Consider the following 17,112-nt stretch of genomic DNA (forward strand, 5'->3'; position numbering starts at 1 on the left):
AGTTTGTCAGTCAAACTGCCATGGTTTTTATGCAGGAAAAATCGAATTGTCACTTTTTGTGAAAATTGTGCTGTCGGTTATGGCAGGTTTTGGAAAAAGTAAATTTCCCCTGCAACCAATTATTGGAAATTTGCATCTAAGTAGAAATGCAACTTTTTTCCTCTCCCCGCAACCGTGACCGTGCCAAATGGCTTTTTGTTATTCTTCTTGGAATGACGGTGATTCAACTTACCCGACATTTTGAGGTTTTTCCATCAATTTGGCAATTACTCAAAGCAATGAGTTCTGGAAGATTCTTCTTTTTTGGGTAAAAGCACTTGCCGATTTCCCTTATTTTTAGGTAATGGAAAAGAAGCTAATTGTACAGGATATTTTTATTTATCCCATTAAATCGCTCGGTGGAATTCGGCTTTCCGAAGCAATAGTAGAGGAAAAAGGCTTCCGGTACGACAGGCGCTGGATGTTGGTTGATGAGGAAGGTGTATTTGTGACACAGCGCGAATACCCACAATTGGCTTTATTGGAGGTCACATTGGGAAAGGATGTACTGGTGGTTTCTCACAAAATGGATCAGGAAAAATCGGTTAGAATCCCTTTTGAATTGGCAGTCGGTCCGGAATTGATGGTAACAATTTGGGATGATCAGGTTTTGGCCAAAACTGTCGATCCTGAGCTTGATCAATGGTTTTCCGATTTTTTAGGATTCAGGGTGAGTCTGGTCATGATGCCAGAATCCACGCATCGAAAGGTCAATCCAAAATATGCCGTCCATTCAGAATCTGTCAGCTTTGCAGATGGCATGCCTTATTTGCTGATCGGTCAAGAATCGCTGAATGACCTAAATTCCCGCTTGGAAAACCAGGTACCCATGAACAGATTCAGGCCCAATATTGTCTTTTCGGGCGGAAGTCCGTATTTGGAAGATTCCCTAAGCAAAATCAAAATTGGTGAGTTGGAATTTCAGATTGTAAAGCCCTGTGCGCGCTGTGTGATGACGACTGTGGATCAGGAACATGGTGTCAAAGGAAAAGAACCGTTAAAGACACTTTCGACTTACAGGACTTTGAATGGCAAGGTTTATTTTGGTCAAAACGTCGTGGCGCTTCAATCCGGTAAAATCAGGATCGGTGATGTGATTTTACCGCAGGATTGAAATCAGAAATCAGGTCGTTTTTGGAATTTTAATCAACCGCTTTCAAAGCAAAAAGCTGTCCGAAATTGATCCGAACAGCTTTTCGTGCATTTTTAGTAATACTTCTTTTCTGAAAGAAGCTTCTTGAATTACCTAAACTCCTTTACGGTCCCAATGAAGACTTTAACCATTTCCGGATCAATATCCGGGTACACACCGTGACCGAGATTGGCAATATGTCTGGAACCGCGGAACTGCTCCATCATTTTGATTGTGGCAGCTCGAACCTGATCAGGATTTCCATAAAGTGCCGCCGGATCGAGGTTGCCCTGAAGTGTTTTGTTTGGTCCGACCAGTTTTCTGGATTCTTCAATTCCCATATTCCAGTCCAGTCCGATGGTTTCGCAATTGAGCTGTCCCATTTCTTCCCTGGCGAAAAAGGCCCCTTTTGCAAAAACTGTCACTGGTGCTTCAGTGATTGCATCACAGATCTGAGAGATGTAGTTAAGCGAAAATTCCTGGTATTGCTTTGGTCCCAAAATCCCCGCCCAACTGTCAAATATCTGCACCAGATCTGCCCCTGCACGGATTTGAGCTTTGAGGTAGTTGATTGTAGAATCGGTAATCAGCTGTAAAAGTTTGTGCGAGAAAACAGGATCCCGATAGAGCATCTCCCTTGATTTGGAGAAAGTCTTGCTGCCGCTGCCTTCGACCATGTAGGCAAAAATCGTCCAGGGTGCGCCTGCAAAACCGATCAAGGGGACTCTTCCGTTAAGTGCTTTTTTGGTGATTTGGATTGCATCAATGACGTACTTGAGATCATTGTCCCCGTCTGCAACTCTCAGTTTCTTCAAATCCGACATGCTGCGGACGGTATTGGGAAACCAAGGACCGCGCTTTTCTACCATTTCGTATGGCAAACCCATCGCCTCGGGGATGACCAGAATATCCGAAAAAATAATCGCCGCATCGACTCCCAAGATATCAACTGGTTGGATAGTGACTTCGGAGGCAAGTTCAGGGGTTTGAGCAAGTTCTATGAAACCGCTGACCGACTCACGTACCGCACGATATTCCGGAAGTATTCTTCCGGCCTGCCTCATTAGCCATACCGGAGTTCTTTCAGTCTTTTCACCTCTGGCTGCACGGAGCAGCAGATCGTTTTTAAGTTGCATGGCGCAAAGATAAGGACCAAATTATTTTTGGCAGAATTGGATAAAAATAAAAAAAACAAAGCCCGGAACCCCGAGCTTTGCATGTGGATATTAGTTGGTTTACTCTTGAAATTATCAGATGGTATTAAATTCTTTGAAAGTCCTCGTCTGTAATGCCGAGCATTTTGGTGACTGCGTCATAGTTAGAATAGTCAATTCTTCCCGATGGCAAATCCGATGGGACAACAATTATTCTGAAGATTTGATCGGTGGCCCATTGGGCGGGCAAAATGGAGCGATCTATTGCACCATCCAGAAATATTGAATAGTCATCTATTGTGAAGTCAAAATTATACATCAAAACGCCTTCGTTAAAAAAGTAGGTTTGGGGCAATAATCTCCAAACATCCCGACCATTGTCTATTGCCGATAAGCGATAAACAAGTACTGCATCGCCATCTACCAGTTTTTCAGGAAAAGTGTTAATCTTCATGTAGTCATTGGCTTCACTGAAGTCAATTTCTACTTCATAGGTATTGCCGACGATCACGATCCCAGGTTCACCCTGCGGACCTTCAGGTCCAATTGGGCCTTCAGGCCCTTCACAAGCTTGAAAGGCTGCCAGGCCAATCAGTGCAAAAATGGTAAGTATCTTCTTCATGAAACAGAGTTTTCTTTTTTCCTTTCACGGCAGGTTTCATGCCAAGGTTGGTTAAGAATCCTTAATATTTCATTTACTTAATCGGTGCGACCACCACTACCTCTTTATCGCTTATGATTTTATCAATAAAAAGTCCGGTTAAGGTGAGGTTGTTTTCCTTTGCAAAATCTTCAATTTTTGCCTTTACTTTTTCGGGACCGGGCATCACCCATTTACTGGCTTTGATCGTTGCCAAAATATACCTGCTTTCAGAAAAGGACTTGGACTCCATGCCCACGGGTGCAAAGGGCAAATCCAAACCTACAAAAACTTCCATGGTGTCCAGTTTCCCGGCGGGTTCCTGGAAGTATATTGTATGGATTTTCTTTCCTGGATTCAGAGACAAAAGGGTTTCAAAGTACTGAAATGTTTCACCCAGTTCTTTGTCTTGAGGAATTCCTTTAAAAGTTTTACCGGCAAGTGTCGGCGGGGTTTTGTCCACAATTTCTACCAAAATGGGGTTATTCCCCCCAAGTCGGTCAAAAGCAATATAAGCTAGGGTAAATAAGCCCAACAAAACAGCAAAAGCAATCCCGATTTTTTTCATCACTTAAAATAGATATCTGACTCCGATACCCCCTTGACCTTTGATATTAATGCGGTCAATCAATTCCAAAAACATCCCAACTTCAAGGAAAATACTGATTGGGGTTTCATCAAAATAGTATTCAGCCCCGGCAAACACTTCCGGACCAAAGTCGAAATTTGTTCGTTCTTCTCGCATCATGGTTTCTGGTATTCCGGGGTTACTTTGGATATAAGTATAATCCACATTGGTAGTTCTAACTTGTATCCCAGCACCGCCATATCCTAAAAGGTAGCCCTGGGTGATTTCAAACACATCCGTGATGTCTTCATGAAGAGCCATTCGGAAATTTATTGAAACGCCCTTGTTTGCAGAATGTCCCTGGTAAAAAGCATTGGAAGACGGTGGATTGTTTTCAAAATCCTTTCTATAGTAATCAGAACCATTTACTCCTGCGCCTCCAAGCATCACCTCATAGGAAAGATAATCTTCTATAAAGTCTTTGTAGGTGAGCGAAAGGGGTTCGCCTAGTCTGATTCCTGCGCCTCTTTCCTGGGCAAACCCAAGGATTGGTAGAAGTAGGAAAAGCAATGAAATTCGGTATTTCACTTGAATCTATTTTGGTTTAAAACTGATAAGACCTAGATCGCCATCATTTTTAGCTGCATCTGATGCAGTTGGGTATAGTAGCCCCCAAGTTCGAGCAAGGAATCATGGGTGCCAGTTTCTACGATTTCACCTTTATGGAGGACAATGATCTTGTCAGCTTTTTGGATCGTGGAAAGCCGGTGCGCGATTACGATGGAGGTCCTTCCCTTCATCATTTTCTCGGTAGATTCCTGAATCAGTTCTTCAGTTTCGGAATCCACGGAGGAAGTAGCTTCGTCTAGGATCAGGATTTCAGGATTGTAAACCATCGCTCTGACAAAGGAAATCAGCTGCCGCTGGCCTACAGAAAGGGTTGCGCCCCTTTCCATTACGTTGTAATCCAATCCTCCCGGCAATCTTTCTATGAATTTTCTGGCCCCGACATTTTCAGCAGCTTCCAGTACCTGTTCTTTGGTTATGGAAGGATTTCCCAGGGTAATATTGTGATAGATGCTGTTGGAAAACAGAAACACATCCTGAAGCACGACTCCGATGTGTTTACGCAAAGTTCCCAGTTCATATTCCCGGATTTCAGTTCCGTCGATGTAAATATGGCCTTGGTTGATTTCGTAAAATCTTGAAATCAAGTTGATGATCGAAGACTTTCCGGCGCCTGTGGCTCCCACTAAAGCGACGGTTTGCCCAGCTTTGACTTCAAAGCTGATGTTTTTCAATACATAATCTTCATTGGTGTAGGCAAACCAGACATTTTCCAGTCGGAGATTTCCCTGAATTTTCGCGGGTTTCTTGCTTCCTTCATTCGCGATGTGCTCAGTGCTTGCCAAAAGTTTGAAAATCCGAGACGAACTTACCACGCCCATTTGAAGGGTATTGTACCGGTCGGCGATCATTCGGATCGGTCTGAAAAACAGCTGCAGATACATGATGAATGAAATCAGGACCCCGATCTGCAGATCCAAACCCAATACACCCACTGCACCGTACCATACAACCAATCCAATTCCGATAGCCTGAATGATTTCTGCTACGGGAAAATAAACCGAATAATAAAGTACCGAGCGGATATGTGCAGACCTGTGCTCTCGGTTGATTTCTTTGAATTTTTCAAATTCACGCTGTTCCCGGTTAAAGACCTGGACGATGTTCATCCCGGTGATGTGCTCCTGAAGAAATGAATTCAGATTGGAAACGGCGTTTCTGACATCGTTGAAGGTGACTTTGATTTTTTCCTTGAATACATAGGTGGAAATAATCAAAAGCGGAAGCGTGCTCAGGCTGACTAGGGTCAGTTTCCAGTCGATGTAAAACATCACTCCCAAAATCGTGATGATCTGAAGTAAATCTCCAATGATCGCTGCCAAGCCTTCACTGAAAACATCAGCCAGGGTCTCAATGTCTGAGACATTTCGGGTCACCAATCTGCCGATAGGAGTATTGTCAAAAAATTTCAGGCGGAGTTTCAGCAAGTGCTTATACAGCCTGATTCGGATATCCTTGATGATCACCTGACCGATCCATCCGGAATAATAGGTGTGCGCCCATTGCACGATTGCCTGCAAAACCATCAGCCCAACCAGAATGTAAACAATCCGAATCAATCCTACGGTATCTCCCAAGGCGATGTATTCATCGATTGCAATTTGGATATAATAGGGTCGGGTCGGTGCCAAAACCGCCATGGCGATCGTCAAAAAAACCAGAAAGTAAAACTGGGGCTGGTAGGGCTTTACAAAGGAGTAAAGCTGCCTCAGTACTTTCATATCGACGATTTCGCCGGACGATTCTTTTTCTTTTTCTAAGCTCAAGGCAGGTTAGTCTAGGTATATTTCTTTGCGGTATTCAATTTTACTGAGGAAAAGTCCCTTGGCAGGTGCAGCTTTTCCGGCTTTTGCACGATTACGGGAACGAATCAATTCATCCATTTCTTCGACTTGTCTCAGGCCTGTTCCCACTTCCATCAAAGTTCCGACAATCGTCCTTACCATACCACGCAAAAATCTGTTTGCGGTAATATGAAATAACAATTGATCGTCCTTTTGTTCCCAGCGGGCGGAGAAAATTTGACAGCGAAAGTGAGTCACCGCGGTGTGTACCTTACTAAAACACTCAAAATCCTCATGCCTGAGCAGGGCTTCCGCAGCCAGATTCATTTTTTCCACATCAGGTTTGTAAAAACAATGCCAAGCCAACTGATCCAGAAACGGATTTTTTCGGAAAATGATGCGATAAAAATAAGACCGACGAACCGCATCAAAACGGGCATGTGCATCAGATTTGACCTCAAAGGCGGAATGAATAGAAATTTCTTTGGGTAAAATGGAATTGATCCCTTTGATGAAATTCTCTCCCAAGACAGCATCCACCAGATCAAAATGGCAAACCTGCATACTGGCGTGGACTCCGGTATCGGTTCTCCCGCTTCCCAAAATTGAAATAGGTTGTCTGAGGTAGGTAGAAAGTGCACTTTCCAGACATTCCTGAACAGTAAATGCGTTTTTTTGGATTTGCCAACCGTGAAAAGGGGTGCCTTTGTAGCTTAATTCCAGAAAATACCGCTTGGTCTCAGTCATACGGCTGCAAAGATACAATTCCCCGCCAAATCCTCAGGGAGACTTTTCCATCCTTGGTTATGATTGGATTTGATCTTTTCTTTGCCAAAAAAATTCAGAGAAAAATGATTCAGCGCGTTCAAACCATATTTCTTTTCCTCGTGGTCGTAGCCATGGGAATTACCATCGGATCTCCGATTTGGGAGCAAACAGATGCAAGTTCAGCAACGGCAAATTCCTGGAACCTTTCGGCATTTATGCTGACAAACTTAGATCCGGCTGGAGAGGAGATTCAATCTACCTCTAAGTGGTACATTGCAGCCTTGGCCTCCTTTGTAGGATTATTGGCATTGATTTCAATTTTTCAATACAAAAACCGAGGAAGGCAAATGATGCTCAATATGGTCAACAGCTTGTTGATGGTCGGCCTGGTGGCGACAGTTTTTTTGACAACGAATGGGGTCAATAAGGAAATTGCCTCTGAAGTGGCTGGCTCTTACAATATGGGTTTTTGGGCAATTCTTGCCGCAATGGTCTGCAATATGCTGGCTAATCGATTTATCCGAAAAGATGAAGCTTTAGTCCGCTCGGTGGACAGAATTAGGTAGAAACAAGATTTAAGACACAAGTATCAAGATTTGAGATCTGAAAATTCCCTAAACAAATTTCAAAATAGAGAAAGCCGACGATTCGCTGGCTTTCTGCATTTCATTCAGTTTGTACCGAATTACCAAAACCGAATACCTATCGTCGGATAGAAAGTCTTGAAGTTTTCGGTCGCGATGATTCCCACCTGGATTGAAATATTGTTGTTGATCCCTCGCTTATAAAACGCCTGCATAGTGGTGCCCGAGAAAAGCTGGCTTTTATCCTCATTAACTAAAATCCCAACTCCAAACATATTGGCACTGTTGGACTTGGGATCACTTTTGTCCCATCGGTATTCCAGATTTGCAAACCAATTGCTGTTTACCTTGACATTTCCGTCGATTCGTTCGGGGAAGAATATCTTGTTTGTAAATGATCCGCCGATGTCGAACTTCCTGAAATTGAACATCACTCTTCCGCCGATTTCAGGAGTAAAATCCCCTCCGGTATAGTCCATTCCTATGACGCCTCCAAATTCAAGCTGATCCAAATGTGGAAGGTAGTTTTTTTCCAAATCCAGAATCACTGCATCTACTTTAGTCTGCGGATAGTCCTCACTTAGCCGATAGGTGAGGGTCTTAAACTCCGGAAATTTGGTGGTTTCCTTCAGAACGGGCGTAAATTTTTCTTCCAAGAAGTCAAGCTCATATTCGGTGTTATTAAAGAATAGGAGCAATTTTCCATCGTTTGGAAAGTCAAAAACCAGGGTGTCAGTAACCGGGTATTTTTCATTTAGCTTATCCAAATAGTTTCCAAAAGGTTTGTTTTCAATGTCCTGGGCCATGGCGAGTTGGCAAAAGAGCATGGCAATGCCAGTGAGAAGGGTCAGTCTTTTCATTTTTTGAGCGATTTAAAAGAAGGTTAGTTGTTTATTTCTAGGGTGATCTGGCTGTTTTCGTTGGAAGATGCTTGTGGTTTTTGTCCCAGCCCAGATTCCATCCGTCCAAAGGAAGTCTTGATTTGCAGTCCTGGTTTGATCTTGCTCCAGGAGATGCTGACCTGGTGGAGGGTTTCCTGAATTTTCGCTTCCGGGACTTTTGTTTCAGGGATTATGAGGCTTTGGTTTTTGGACTGTGAAAGTTCAAGTTCTGGCAAAGTCATTTTTGGGGCCTCAATAATTTCAATTGATCGTTTGGTTTTCTTTTTAGGAGAAAACTTTCCGGGAGCATTTTCGGCACTTGAGGTGAAGGTTTCTTTACTAGTTGGCACTTCGGAGGGGACGACTTCAACTGCTGAATTGTCAATCTCGACTGGATTTTCCGTTAGCAGCTCCGCATCTTGGATTTTTTCTTCAGTCCTGTTTATGGAAAACAGGGAAAACAAAAGAATCGCTATCACTGCGGCCGCAGCACTCCAGCGAATCCAAAGAGGAATAACTTTCTTCCGATCCAGTTCCGTCGTGATTTTTTCCCATGCCGCATCCTGCGGAGCAAACTGGGGAAGTGTCGGCAGATGATTATCCAGCTGGCTTTGGAAGGTTCCTTTCTTCAGCAAGTCTTCCCAAGCGCTTGCCTTTGGCGAATGTTCAGGGAGCTTTTTCATGCTTGCAGGAGGGTTTTGATTCTCGTTTTCAGCAGGTTCTTGGCGTAATTCAGCTGGGACTTGGAGGTGCTTTCGCTGATTCCAAGCATCTTTCCGACTTCCTGGTGGGGGTAGCCTTCGACCTCTACCAGCATGAATACCGCCCTGGAGCCAGGAGGAAGACTTCGGATCGCCTGATCCAGAAGCTCTGCATCAAACCACGCTTCGAAATGATCTTCGCATTGATCCTCAGCCGAACTGAGTTTTTCGAATACAATTTGCTTTTTGGCTTTCTCCACCGCTTTTCTGGCAGTGATCGTTTTCATCCAGGAAACCAAAGCCTCGGGATGCTTTAAGTTTTTGATTTCCTGAAACACCTTGACGAACGTATCCTGCAGCACATCATGGGCTGTGTCCTCGTCATTGAGAATCCGGAAAGCAAGCGAATAGACCATCTTTTTGGTCAGTTCGAAGAGCTGGAATTGCGCCTTTCTGTCCTGGGCAATTACGGCTTCGATCAAGTTGTAGTCTATTCTTTCTTTTTCCATAAATGTGCTTCTGAATCAAAGAGGGGAAGAAGTTCCAAAAGGTTGGAATGGAGTCCAATTCTTTTAGGAAATTTTAAAAAGTGGTTTTCCTGTAAAAGACCTTCTTATCCTTGGGAGACTTTTCTAATTTGATCCCAAATCCCAGAAAGCATGAAATTTGAAACACTCAGCATCCATAAAGGAAATAACATCACAGACTCCACCAAGCCCGTGGTGCAGCCGGTTACGCTAAGTACCACTTTTGAGCATGGGAATGAGCAAATGCTCTACACCAGACTAAATAATCCTAACCGGCAATCTTTGGAGCAATTGGTAGCGGCCTTGGAGAAAGGGGAGGAGGCAGCTGCATTTTCATCGGGAAACGCAGCGGGGACTGCAGTTTTTCAAGCCCTTGAGCCAGGTTCTCACATAATTGCTCCGGATGACATGTATCATGGGTTGCGGTTTTCCATCCAGCAACTTTTTGTGGGAATCCATGAGGTCACCTTTGTGGATATGAGTAATCCAGAGGAAGTGAAATTGGCAATCCGCCCGAATACCAAGCTTATTTGGACAGAAACTCCCTCCAATCCGCTATTAAAAATCACGGACGTACGAAAGATATCAGCACTGGCAAAAGCTCATGGAGCCATTCTAGCCTGCGATAGCACCTTTGCGACCCCTGTTTTTCAAAATCCGATTGAACTTGGAGCTGATTTGGTGATGCACAGTAGTACCAAATTTTTTGGAGGACATTCAGATGTCCTTGGGGGAGTTTTGGTTACGAAAGAAAAGGATGGTTTTTGGGAAAAAATCCGGACAGTTCAACGCATTGGCGGAGCAGTCCCTTCTCCTTTGGATTGTTACCTGCTTTGCAGAAGCATCCGGACGCTGGCCTATCGGATGAAAGGACATGCGCAACATGCTATGATTTTGGCAGATTTTCTCCAGAATCATCCCAAAATTGAAAAGGTTTTTTATCCTGGGTTGAAGTCACACCCTGGGCATGAAGTAGCAGCGGCTCAGATGAGTGGGTTTGGTGGGATAGTTTCTTTTATGGTGAAAGGTGGGGCAACCGAGGCGGATCAGCTTGTCTCCAAACTTCGTTTTTTCGCCAATGCCACAAGCCTTGGCGGAGTAGAGAGCTTAATTGAGCGTAGAGCTGCGGTGGAAGGCCCCACGTCCAAAACTCCTCCGAATTTGCTCCGCGTTTCAGTTGGCTTAGAGCATACGGATGATTTGCTGGAGGATTTGGCTCAGGCATTGGAATAAAGAGAGAGTGCCTTTTTTTCACCCTCCAAAAATCGGATTTACGAAGTACGATTTACGAGGGAATTGCTAGTGTCGGGAGTGCGGTTCGTAGCTGTCGCCTACTGCCAGGCATTAAGAAATTCGAGATTAGGAAGCTTCGAAAAATGGGGAAATTGGCCGGATGCTGCCTTTAGGTCGTAAATCGTATTTCGTAAATACTCACTAATCGTTTTTCCGCTCTCCGTCCAACCACTGTTTGAATGCATTCACACGGTCCCGGCTGACGATGATTTCCTCTGAAAACGGGAAGTTTGGATTGATCTTCAGCCTGCTGTTGGAGTACACCAACACGTCTTTGATGGCGTCCAGATTGATCATGTGGCTTCTGTTGACCCGGAAAAAGATCTCCGGATTCAGGACTTCTTCGAGCGTCTCCATCTTGTAGTCCGTGATCAGGCTTCTTCCGTCCTCCCGGATCAGGTAGGTGTTTCTCCCTTCTGCAAAAAACAGCCGAACCGAAGGAGCTGGCACCGAGTGAATGTGTTCTCCGATTTTTACCATAAAACGTTCCTTGTAGACCGGTTTGGCGAGCTGTTCCCAGACTTTGGGATGGAGCGTGACTGGCTTGTCACGAAGCTGACGGAATTTATCCAGGCTTGCAGCAAAGGCGGCATAGCTGATTGGCTTGACCAGATAGTCGATTCCATTTGCCTGGAAGGCTTCCAGCGCGTATTGGCTGTGTGCCGTGATGAAAATCACCGGTTTGAAAAATCCAACCCGATCCAGCGCCTGAAAAGACAGCCCGTCTTCCAAATGGACATCCATCAAAAGCACATCGGCTTGGGGTCCTTGCTCGATCAGCAGCGGAACGGCTTCTGCAATGGATTTGGCAACCCCCAGCAGCTCAGAGTCCGGATCGTATTTGGCCAGGAAATGGGTGATTTTTTCAATCGCAGGAATTTCATCTTCAATCAGTAGGACTTTCATCTAGGCCTGGTTGGTAGTGGTGGAAAACAGCGGATTTAGACTCTTTTCCGAAGACGGATGAAAGGGCTTTTCCAAAGAAATATAAATGAAAAAGGTTCCGTTAACGGTCCACTTCATTTCCTTGTTGAGCCAGACATATTGCTCTTGGACTTCCTTGAGTGTACGGTATAATTGGTCTTCGGAGACCAGAGAAAAATTGCAGGGAAAGCTTAAAATCAGTTGGTCAAGATGTGATTCAACAGCGATTTTTAGCGGTGAGGAGGATGAGGAAAGTTGGGAATAGGCGATAGCTTCCAAAAGTTTGGTCAGTGTGCGTGGAACCAACAGGTACTCCCCCTTAATAACAGGGTTTTGAATGTCTATATTCCGTGAGTTAAACTGGTTGAGATAGGCAGCTTTGGTTTTCATTGCATTCAGTTCTTCTTCCAGCGAAACCAGCTCTTCTTGGGTATTGAGCGAATATCGGTAGATTTCTGAAAGCAAAAGAATCCCTTCATCAGCCTGATCAAATTGTTTTTCCCCGAGTCGCAGCAGAATTGAATCCAGACAAGTCAATAAGAAATTGGGGTTGAGTTGGTAGTGAAAGAGATTTACATTCCGATCCAGAGTTTCTTTTTCGCGGGCCTCCTTTTCAAGTTCCCGTTCAAATCGTTTGTGAATGAGGTAGAATCCGAGAAAGTGACTTTGAAAAAGCAGGGTGACAAAGAGGAAGATGCCGTTGAAGATTTTCAGCTCAGTGGTATAGACTGCTACCTCGGTCATATTTTCAAACCAAGAAAAATAGCCGATAAGAAAGCTGCTGACCAGGAAAATGCAGGTAATCACGGAGAGGACAATCAGTGTTGCGGCGTACTTCCCGAAATCTCTGGAATACACCAGTTTTTTCTTAAAAGCCAATAGTAGCCCCCGGTTTGCCTCCAAAAGGACAATGCTTACCACAACGCAAAAGAGCATCTCGCGCGTGAAAAAATCCTCCATCATGCGCTCCACAGTATCGAAAGCCAACAGGATCGCCAAGTAGGCCAGTATTCCTACCAACAGGGGAAGGAGCAGGCGATAGATGGGTTTGATGTCTGGAAAAGGCGTCATCTGTCAGTCTCGCTTTGGGTGATATAGGGGAGTCGGACTTCGTAAAATCCTCCCGTTTGAGAAATCGAAGGGATTGACCTTCCATAATGGAGGTAACGCTCCTTTAGATTTTGAAGGCCTATCCCAGTCGATTGGATGTTTTCTGGTTTATGGGTGATTTTGTTGGTGACCACCACCTGCAGCTGATCTGCTGTGATCATGATCTTCAGCGGAGATTCCAGGCTTGCTACATTGTGTTTCAAGGCGTTTTCCACGAGCAGCTGGATTCCCAAGGCTGGGAGGAAATTGGGTTCAGTTCCGGCTTTGATCCGTTTTTCTAAGGTTACCTTATCTCCATAGCGGACTTTCATCAGGTGCATGAAGTTGTCCACGATTTCCAATTCCCGACCGAGTGTATTGAGTGGCTGGATGCCATTTCGGAGAAGGTTGGTGAAATTGAATCCCAGTTTCCGGATGAATTCTTCCGCTTGCTCAGGATGTACGGATGTCAGATGCGAGGCAGTATTGAGCGAGTTGAATAGAAAGTGGGGAGTCAGCTGTGACCTGAGCAGATTAAACTGAAGCTCCTTCTTGCTGCGGGTATTCCTGAGTCGATGGATGGTCTCCTTGGAATATCTGGCAAAAGCAAACCAGGAATAATCGATCCAGATAATCAGCAGACTAAGTATCAAACTTACCAATGCTCCCTTGAGCATCAAGCTTCCGCTTAGAGATGTTGCTATTTCTTCAAGATTGACCAACCAATCCTTGACCATCACGTCCAAAAAATAGGAATAGGCGGTGAGGGCGCCGGTTAGGATAGTTAGAAGTGCAAAAGACCGCGTGATATGTCCTTGATCCCAAGGTCGAACCTGGATGACAAACAAGTAGCCTTGGGAGATGATCAGTCCTGCGGAGCAGACCATCACTGCCAAAATGCCCCACTGACTCCAGGACAGCTCCGTCATCCAGCTGATCAGTCCCACATGGTAAAAGAGGTAGCCGGTCAGGCTGGTAACCAGCGCCGTCGCAAGCAAAAAGTACAGAAGTTTTTCCTTCATTTTTCGTTAACGAAACATAAGCCCCGATCCTATCGACCGAGGCAATAATTTACAAAACCTTCTGGGCTTATGCTGCGCATCTCATGACATCACCGAGGAAGTGGGATGACTGGATGCTTGTCTTTGCTGTTTCACGGATTTGTTGCTTCACGCGTTCAGAAGCTTGTTTCCCGCAAACGTATTTGAGGATATCTGCCTTGAAGTGGTCGCTATCCATGGAATTGACGCCGGAGATGACGATCAAAGCCCTGGCTTCTGTGAAGTTTCCTGCGTTGACGATGGATTTTAGGACGTCGTTTTTGAAATGATCAGAGTCAAATTTGCGGATGACATCCTCTACAACGAAACGCAGGTCTTGGTCTGACATTTTGTCGAAAGGGATGCTTTTGGCGATGTCGGCCTTGAAGTGATCGCTGTCGAGCAGGTTGATGAGTTGCAGTGCTTTTTCACCCTGACCATTCATGACATTGGTTTTGTAGATCGGTTTGAGCAGTTGGGCTTTGAAATGGTCGGAGTCAAGATTGCTGACCACTTCGGTGAGCTGATTGATGTCCTCAAAGTAGGATGCAGGGATTTGTTTGTACACTTCTAACTTGAAATGATCTGAGTCCATGTTAGAAGGGACAGCGTCAATGACCGCAACCATGTCTGCCTTACTCAGATTTTTCTTCATCAAAAGGGAAAGGTAGGTAGACTTCACATGGTCCCCTTTGAGTTGTGGGAGAATACCCAAGACTGATTTCGTGCCACCTTTGGCGTAGAATCGATCCACCCGTGACTCTGCAGCGATGGTCGTGGAGTTGAGCAGCTCTGGGAGGATTTCGCTTAGCCAGATTTTTCCATCTGGCTCGAAGGGCTTTGTCCGACCACCTTCCTTGTATTCGTAGTCCAGACTGCCACTTTTGTTGGTGATGAACAGGGATCTGGAATTGCCGAAAGTGGTTTTTTCGATCTTGAGGTAGCCTCCCTGAGAGATGGCGCTGATGCTTTTCTCGTCATCTGACACGCTGATCTTTCCATTGGTCTCCAGGCTGGATTTTTGGTTGTCGTCATTGACTGTCCATCTTGAGGTACCTTTCGATTGCGCAATGGTTGTTCCGGACTGAGCGAGTACTTCACCGCAAAACAGCGGACAAGAAAGAGTCAGCAGCAGCAAAAAAAGCCGGTAAATAGTGTAGTAGTTTTTCATAGGTCTTGTTCGATTTGGAATTATGATACCAAGATGGAAGATGGTGTGTCGGTTAAAAAATCAATTGCAGCCAGTTGTAAGATTAATGGACTGAATCGTAGTAGGATTGTCCTGAATCTTTTGCCGATTCTTTGGCTGGTAGTGGTAAGCATCGGTGAAGCAAACAAAAAAGGCTCCCAAATTCAATTGGGAGCCTTTTCATTATTTTTTGTAGAGTTCTACCGGCCAAAGGTCATTTCCAAGATTGATGTCGGTCATGATTTTGTCGGGATCGATTTCCACTGATTTCACTTTCTTGTCCGTTTTGTGGAGATGGGACCAAGTGTCACCTCGCTGCCAGATTTCCACAGGAAGTTTCACTCTTTCTTTTGAACCATCTTCATAGGCTACTTCTAAGACCACAGGCATTGGGAAGTCGCCTTTGTTTTCGAGATGGATCAGGTAATTTCCACCGTAAGGCTGCACAGCAGTGATTCCAAGGTCGATGTTTCCGTTGCCATAGAACCAGCCTTTCCAAAACCAAGAGAGATTTTCTCCAGCCACATTTTCCATGTGATTGAAGAAATCAGCAGGCTGTGGATGCTTGTATGCCCAGGTTTTGATGTAGGATTTGAAAGCATTGTCAAATCGCTCAGGACCGAGGATATATTCTCTCAACATCACTAAGCCGATTCCAGGCTTGCGGTAGGCCACCATTCCAAGGTTTCGGAGGTCGGTCACGTCGGGATAGTTGTCGATTCCTTCCCGGCTTTCACTGGTGAAATAAGAATTGAATCTACGGGTTTGATTCAAATTAGAAGGATACTCGCCGTTGTTGAACGCGTTGGAGCTGTAGTGGTTGATAAAGGTGTTGAATCCTTCGTCCATCCAGGCATAGCGTCTTTCGTTGGTGCCTACAATCATCGGGAACCAGTTGTGCCCAAATTCGTGATCGGTCACTCCCCAAAGGGACGCGCCTTTGGAATTGTAATGGCAGAAATTCAGCCCCGGATATTCCATTCCGCCGATTTCGGCTGCGACATTGGTGGCTGTTTCATAAGGGAATTCATACCACTGCTCGGAATAATGTTCGATGGAAGCTTTAGTGTATTCGGTGGATCTGGTCCAGGCGTCCTTTCCGTTGCTTTCCATCGGATAGACGGACTGGGCCAAAGCTGTTTTTCCAGAGGGAAGATTGATTTTTGAAGCATCCCAGATGAAGGAATCTGAGGTGGCAAAAGCGATGTCTCTTGCATTTTGAATTCTAAAGTGCCAGGTCACTGTTCCTTCCTGCTTAGGTCGGGTGAGTTGGGTGTTTTTGATTTCTTCAGGAGAAACCAAATAAACGGTTTCGTCACTTGAGGAAGCTTTCGCCAAGCGGTTTTGAAGTTCCTTGCTCAGCACTTCATTCGGATTCATCAGTTTGCCGGAACCAACCACGATGTGATTGTAGGGCACAGTCACTTTGTAATCAAAGGTTCCGTATTCGAGATAAAATTCTCCAGCACCCAGGTAAGGTTCGACATTCCATCCTTCAATTTCGTCGAAAACCGCCACTTTTGGATACCATTGGGCAAAGGCATAAATCCAGCCGTCTTTCACTTTCAATCTGCCCATCCGGTCCATTCCTTTTTGGGGAACTTTGAAAGAAAAATCCATGGAAACGGTGGCTTTGCCACCTTTTGCAGGAATCGGTTCAGCAAACCAAACTTGCATCCGGGTGTCTTCGATCAGGAACTTGGAGGAATTGGCTCCTTTGGCACCGACTTTAGCAAGGACATTAGTAATGTCATTTCCACCATCAGTATCTCCGTTGTATCGGTTTCCCTGAGGAGGAGTGGTCAAAGTGCCTCTGGAAGTTGGAGTGAATCGGTTTTGCTCCAGTTGCAGCCAGATGAAATCAAGCGATTCGGGGCTGTTGTTGGTGTAGGTGATGGTGACTTTTCCGGAAAGCCTGAAGTTAGCTTCATCCAGCGCCACTTCGATTTGGTAATCCGCGGCATTTTGCCAGTAGGCTTCGCCGGGTTTTCCTGAAGCGGTTCGGTAGCTGTTTCCCTTTCGGTCCAGAAATTCCGAAAAGTCCTTCTGATTATTTTCTTTTGCCTGCTGGGCAAAAACGGATAGACTTCCTGACAGAATACACAGAGACAAAGTCAATCCCAGTAATTTCATTTTTCTCATCAAACTTTTTATTTGGGGCCGAAAATAGGG

Annotated in this window: 17 protein-coding genes; 3 read left to right on the plus strand and 14 right to left on the minus strand. The window is 45.0% G+C overall.

The features are described 5' to 3' along the window. Positions 1–343: 343 nt before the first annotated feature. Positions 344–1,153: an MOSC domain-containing protein gene (locus tag B0E43_RS29150; RefSeq protein WP_077348944.1), complete on the plus strand. Its 810-nt coding sequence runs from the start codon at positions 344–346 to the stop codon at positions 1,151–1,153. Between the two features lie 128 nt (positions 1,154–1,281). Here B0E43_RS29150 and hemE read toward each other — a convergent pair whose 3' ends face one another. From hemE to truA, 6 genes are all read right to left on the minus strand, one after another. Beyond that, positions 1,282–2,307 (minus strand): uroporphyrinogen decarboxylase, encoded by a 1,026-nt coding sequence (hemE, locus tag B0E43_RS29155; protein WP_077348946.1) that lies wholly within the window; start codon positions 2,305–2,307, stop codon positions 1,282–1,284. A gap of 124 nt (positions 2,308–2,431) precedes the next feature. After that, positions 2,432–2,947: a hypothetical protein gene (locus tag B0E43_RS29160; protein WP_077348948.1), complete on the minus strand. Its 516-nt coding sequence runs from the start codon at positions 2,945–2,947 to the stop codon at positions 2,432–2,434. Between the two features lie 73 nt (positions 2,948–3,020). Beyond that, positions 3,021–3,533: a hypothetical protein gene (locus B0E43_RS29165; protein WP_077348950.1), complete on the minus strand. Its 513-nt coding sequence runs from the start codon at positions 3,531–3,533 to the stop codon at positions 3,021–3,023. Positions 3,534–3,536: 3 nt separating this feature from the next. Beyond that, the gene (locus B0E43_RS29170; protein WP_077348952.1) at positions 3,537–4,121 is read right to left on the minus strand and encodes a hypothetical protein; all 585 of its coding nucleotides are present in this window, start codon (positions 4,119–4,121) and stop codon (positions 3,537–3,539) included. A 32-nt stretch (positions 4,122–4,153) separates the two neighbouring features. Continuing rightward, positions 4,154–5,926: an ABC transporter ATP-binding protein gene (locus tag B0E43_RS29175; protein WP_077348956.1), complete on the minus strand. Its 1,773-nt coding sequence runs from the start codon at positions 5,924–5,926 to the stop codon at positions 4,154–4,156. 6 nt (positions 5,927–5,932) lie between these two features. Beyond that, entirely contained in the window at positions 5,933–6,691 is a 759-nt protein-coding gene (gene truA, locus B0E43_RS29180) for a tRNA pseudouridine(38-40) synthase TruA (RefSeq protein WP_077348958.1), read from the minus strand. Positions 6,692–6,795: 104 nt separating this feature from the next. Here truA and B0E43_RS29185 point away from each other — a divergent pair, with 104 nt between their 5' ends. Further along, complete coding sequence (locus B0E43_RS29185) at positions 6,796–7,278, plus strand: DUF4293 domain-containing protein (protein WP_139352722.1); 483 nt, start codon at positions 6,796–6,798, stop codon at positions 7,276–7,278. A 119-nt stretch (positions 7,279–7,397) separates the two neighbouring features. On the opposite strand, the gene B0E43_RS29190 is transcribed toward B0E43_RS29185, so the two are convergent. Genes B0E43_RS29190 through B0E43_RS29200 form a run of 3 tightly spaced genes read right to left on the minus strand, consistent with a single transcriptional unit; the run spans position 7,398 to position 9,387 of the window. Further along, positions 7,398–8,156 carry a hypothetical protein gene (locus tag B0E43_RS29190; protein WP_077348960.1) on the minus strand — a complete coding sequence of 253 codons (759 nt, stop codon included), beginning with the start codon at positions 8,154–8,156 and terminating at the stop codon, positions 7,398–7,400. Positions 8,157–8,179: 23 nt separating this feature from the next. Then, entirely contained in the window at positions 8,180–8,860 is a 681-nt protein-coding gene (locus tag B0E43_RS29195; protein WP_077348962.1) for a hypothetical protein, read from the minus strand. Continuing rightward, positions 8,857–9,387 (minus strand): RNA polymerase sigma factor, encoded by a 531-nt coding sequence (locus B0E43_RS29200; RefSeq protein WP_077348964.1) that lies wholly within the window; start codon positions 9,385–9,387, stop codon positions 8,857–8,859. Before B0E43_RS29200 ends, B0E43_RS29195 begins: the two co-directional genes overlap by 4 nt. 150 nt (positions 9,388–9,537) lie before the next feature. Here B0E43_RS29200 and B0E43_RS29205 point away from each other — a divergent pair, with 150 nt between their 5' ends. Then, a complete protein-coding gene (locus B0E43_RS29205; RefSeq protein WP_077348966.1) occupies positions 9,538–10,638 on the plus strand; it encodes a PLP-dependent aspartate aminotransferase family protein in 1,101 nt (366 codons plus the stop codon). A 201-nt stretch (positions 10,639–10,839) separates the two neighbouring features. On the opposite strand, the gene B0E43_RS29210 is transcribed toward B0E43_RS29205, so the two are convergent. The 5 genes from B0E43_RS29210 to B0E43_RS29230 form a co-directional block, all read right to left on the minus strand. Then, positions 10,840–11,604, minus strand: coding sequence for a LytTR family DNA-binding domain-containing protein (locus B0E43_RS29210; RefSeq protein ID WP_077348968.1), 765 nt, complete (start codon positions 11,602–11,604; stop codon positions 10,840–10,842). Next, positions 11,605–12,693, minus strand: a complete 1,089-nt coding sequence (locus B0E43_RS29215; RefSeq protein WP_077348970.1) for a histidine kinase — start codon at positions 12,691–12,693, stop codon at positions 11,605–11,607. Then, positions 12,690–13,733, minus strand: coding sequence for a sensor histidine kinase (locus tag B0E43_RS29220; RefSeq protein WP_077348972.1), 1,044 nt, complete (start codon positions 13,731–13,733; stop codon positions 12,690–12,692). The genes B0E43_RS29215 and B0E43_RS29220 overlap by 4 nt, the downstream gene beginning before the upstream one ends. Before the next feature lie 67 nt (positions 13,734–13,800). Continuing rightward, positions 13,801–14,922 carry a hypothetical protein gene (locus tag B0E43_RS29225; RefSeq protein WP_077348974.1) on the minus strand — a complete coding sequence of 374 codons (1,122 nt, stop codon included), beginning with the start codon at positions 14,920–14,922 and terminating at the stop codon, positions 13,801–13,803. 201 nt (positions 14,923–15,123) lie between these two features. Then, a complete protein-coding gene (locus B0E43_RS29230; RefSeq protein WP_077348976.1) occupies positions 15,124–17,082 on the minus strand; it encodes a M1 family metallopeptidase in 1,959 nt (652 codons plus the stop codon). Positions 17,083–17,112: the final 30 nt, after the last annotated feature.

It is taken from the genome of Algoriphagus sp. A40, from assembly GCF_002002735.1.
Taxonomy (GTDB): Bacteria; Bacteroidota; Bacteroidia; order Cytophagales; family Cyclobacteriaceae; genus Algoriphagus.

Coding starts and splice junctions, on each gene's coding strand:
- B0E43_RS29150 (WP_077348944.1), top strand. CDS start 344: ATGGAAAAGAAGCTAATTGTACAGGATATTTTTATTTATCCCATTAAA.
- hemE (WP_077348946.1), bottom strand. CDS start 2,307: ATGCAACTTAAAAACGATCTGCTGCTCCGTGCAGCCAGAGGTGAAAAG.
- B0E43_RS29160 (WP_077348948.1), bottom strand. CDS start 2,947: ATGAAGAAGATACTTACCATTTTTGCACTGATTGGCCTGGCAGCCTTT.
- B0E43_RS29165 (WP_077348950.1), bottom strand. CDS start 3,533: ATGAAAAAAATCGGGATTGCTTTTGCTGTTTTGTTGGGCTTATTTACC.
- truA (WP_077348958.1), bottom strand. CDS start 6,691: ATGACTGAGACCAAGCGGTATTTTCTGGAATTAAGCTACAAAGGCACC.
- B0E43_RS29185 (WP_139352722.1), top strand. CDS start 6,796: ATGATTCAGCGCGTTCAAACCATATTTCTTTTCCTCGTGGTCGTAGCC.
- B0E43_RS29190 (WP_077348960.1), bottom strand. CDS start 8,156: ATGAAAAGACTGACCCTTCTCACTGGCATTGCCATGCTCTTTTGCCAA.
- B0E43_RS29195 (WP_077348962.1), bottom strand. CDS start 8,860: ATGAAAAAGCTCCCTGAACATTCGCCAAAGGCAAGCGCTTGGGAAGAC.
- B0E43_RS29200 (WP_077348964.1), bottom strand. CDS start 9,387: ATGGAAAAAGAAAGAATAGACTACAACTTGATCGAAGCCGTAATTGCC.
- B0E43_RS29205 (WP_077348966.1), top strand. CDS start 9,538: ATGAAATTTGAAACACTCAGCATCCATAAAGGAAATAACATCACAGAC.
- B0E43_RS29210 (WP_077348968.1), bottom strand. CDS start 11,604: ATGAAAGTCCTACTGATTGAAGATGAAATTCCTGCGATTGAAAAAATC.
- B0E43_RS29215 (WP_077348970.1), bottom strand. CDS start 12,693: ATGACGCCTTTTCCAGACATCAAACCCATCTATCGCCTGCTCCTTCCC.
- B0E43_RS29220 (WP_077348972.1), bottom strand. CDS start 13,733: ATGAAGGAAAAACTTCTGTACTTTTTGCTTGCGACGGCGCTGGTTACC.
- B0E43_RS29225 (WP_077348974.1), bottom strand. CDS start 14,922: ATGAAAAACTACTACACTATTTACCGGCTTTTTTTGCTGCTGCTGACT.
- B0E43_RS29230 (WP_077348976.1), bottom strand. CDS start 17,082: ATGAGAAAAATGAAATTACTGGGATTGACTTTGTCTCTGTGTATTCTG.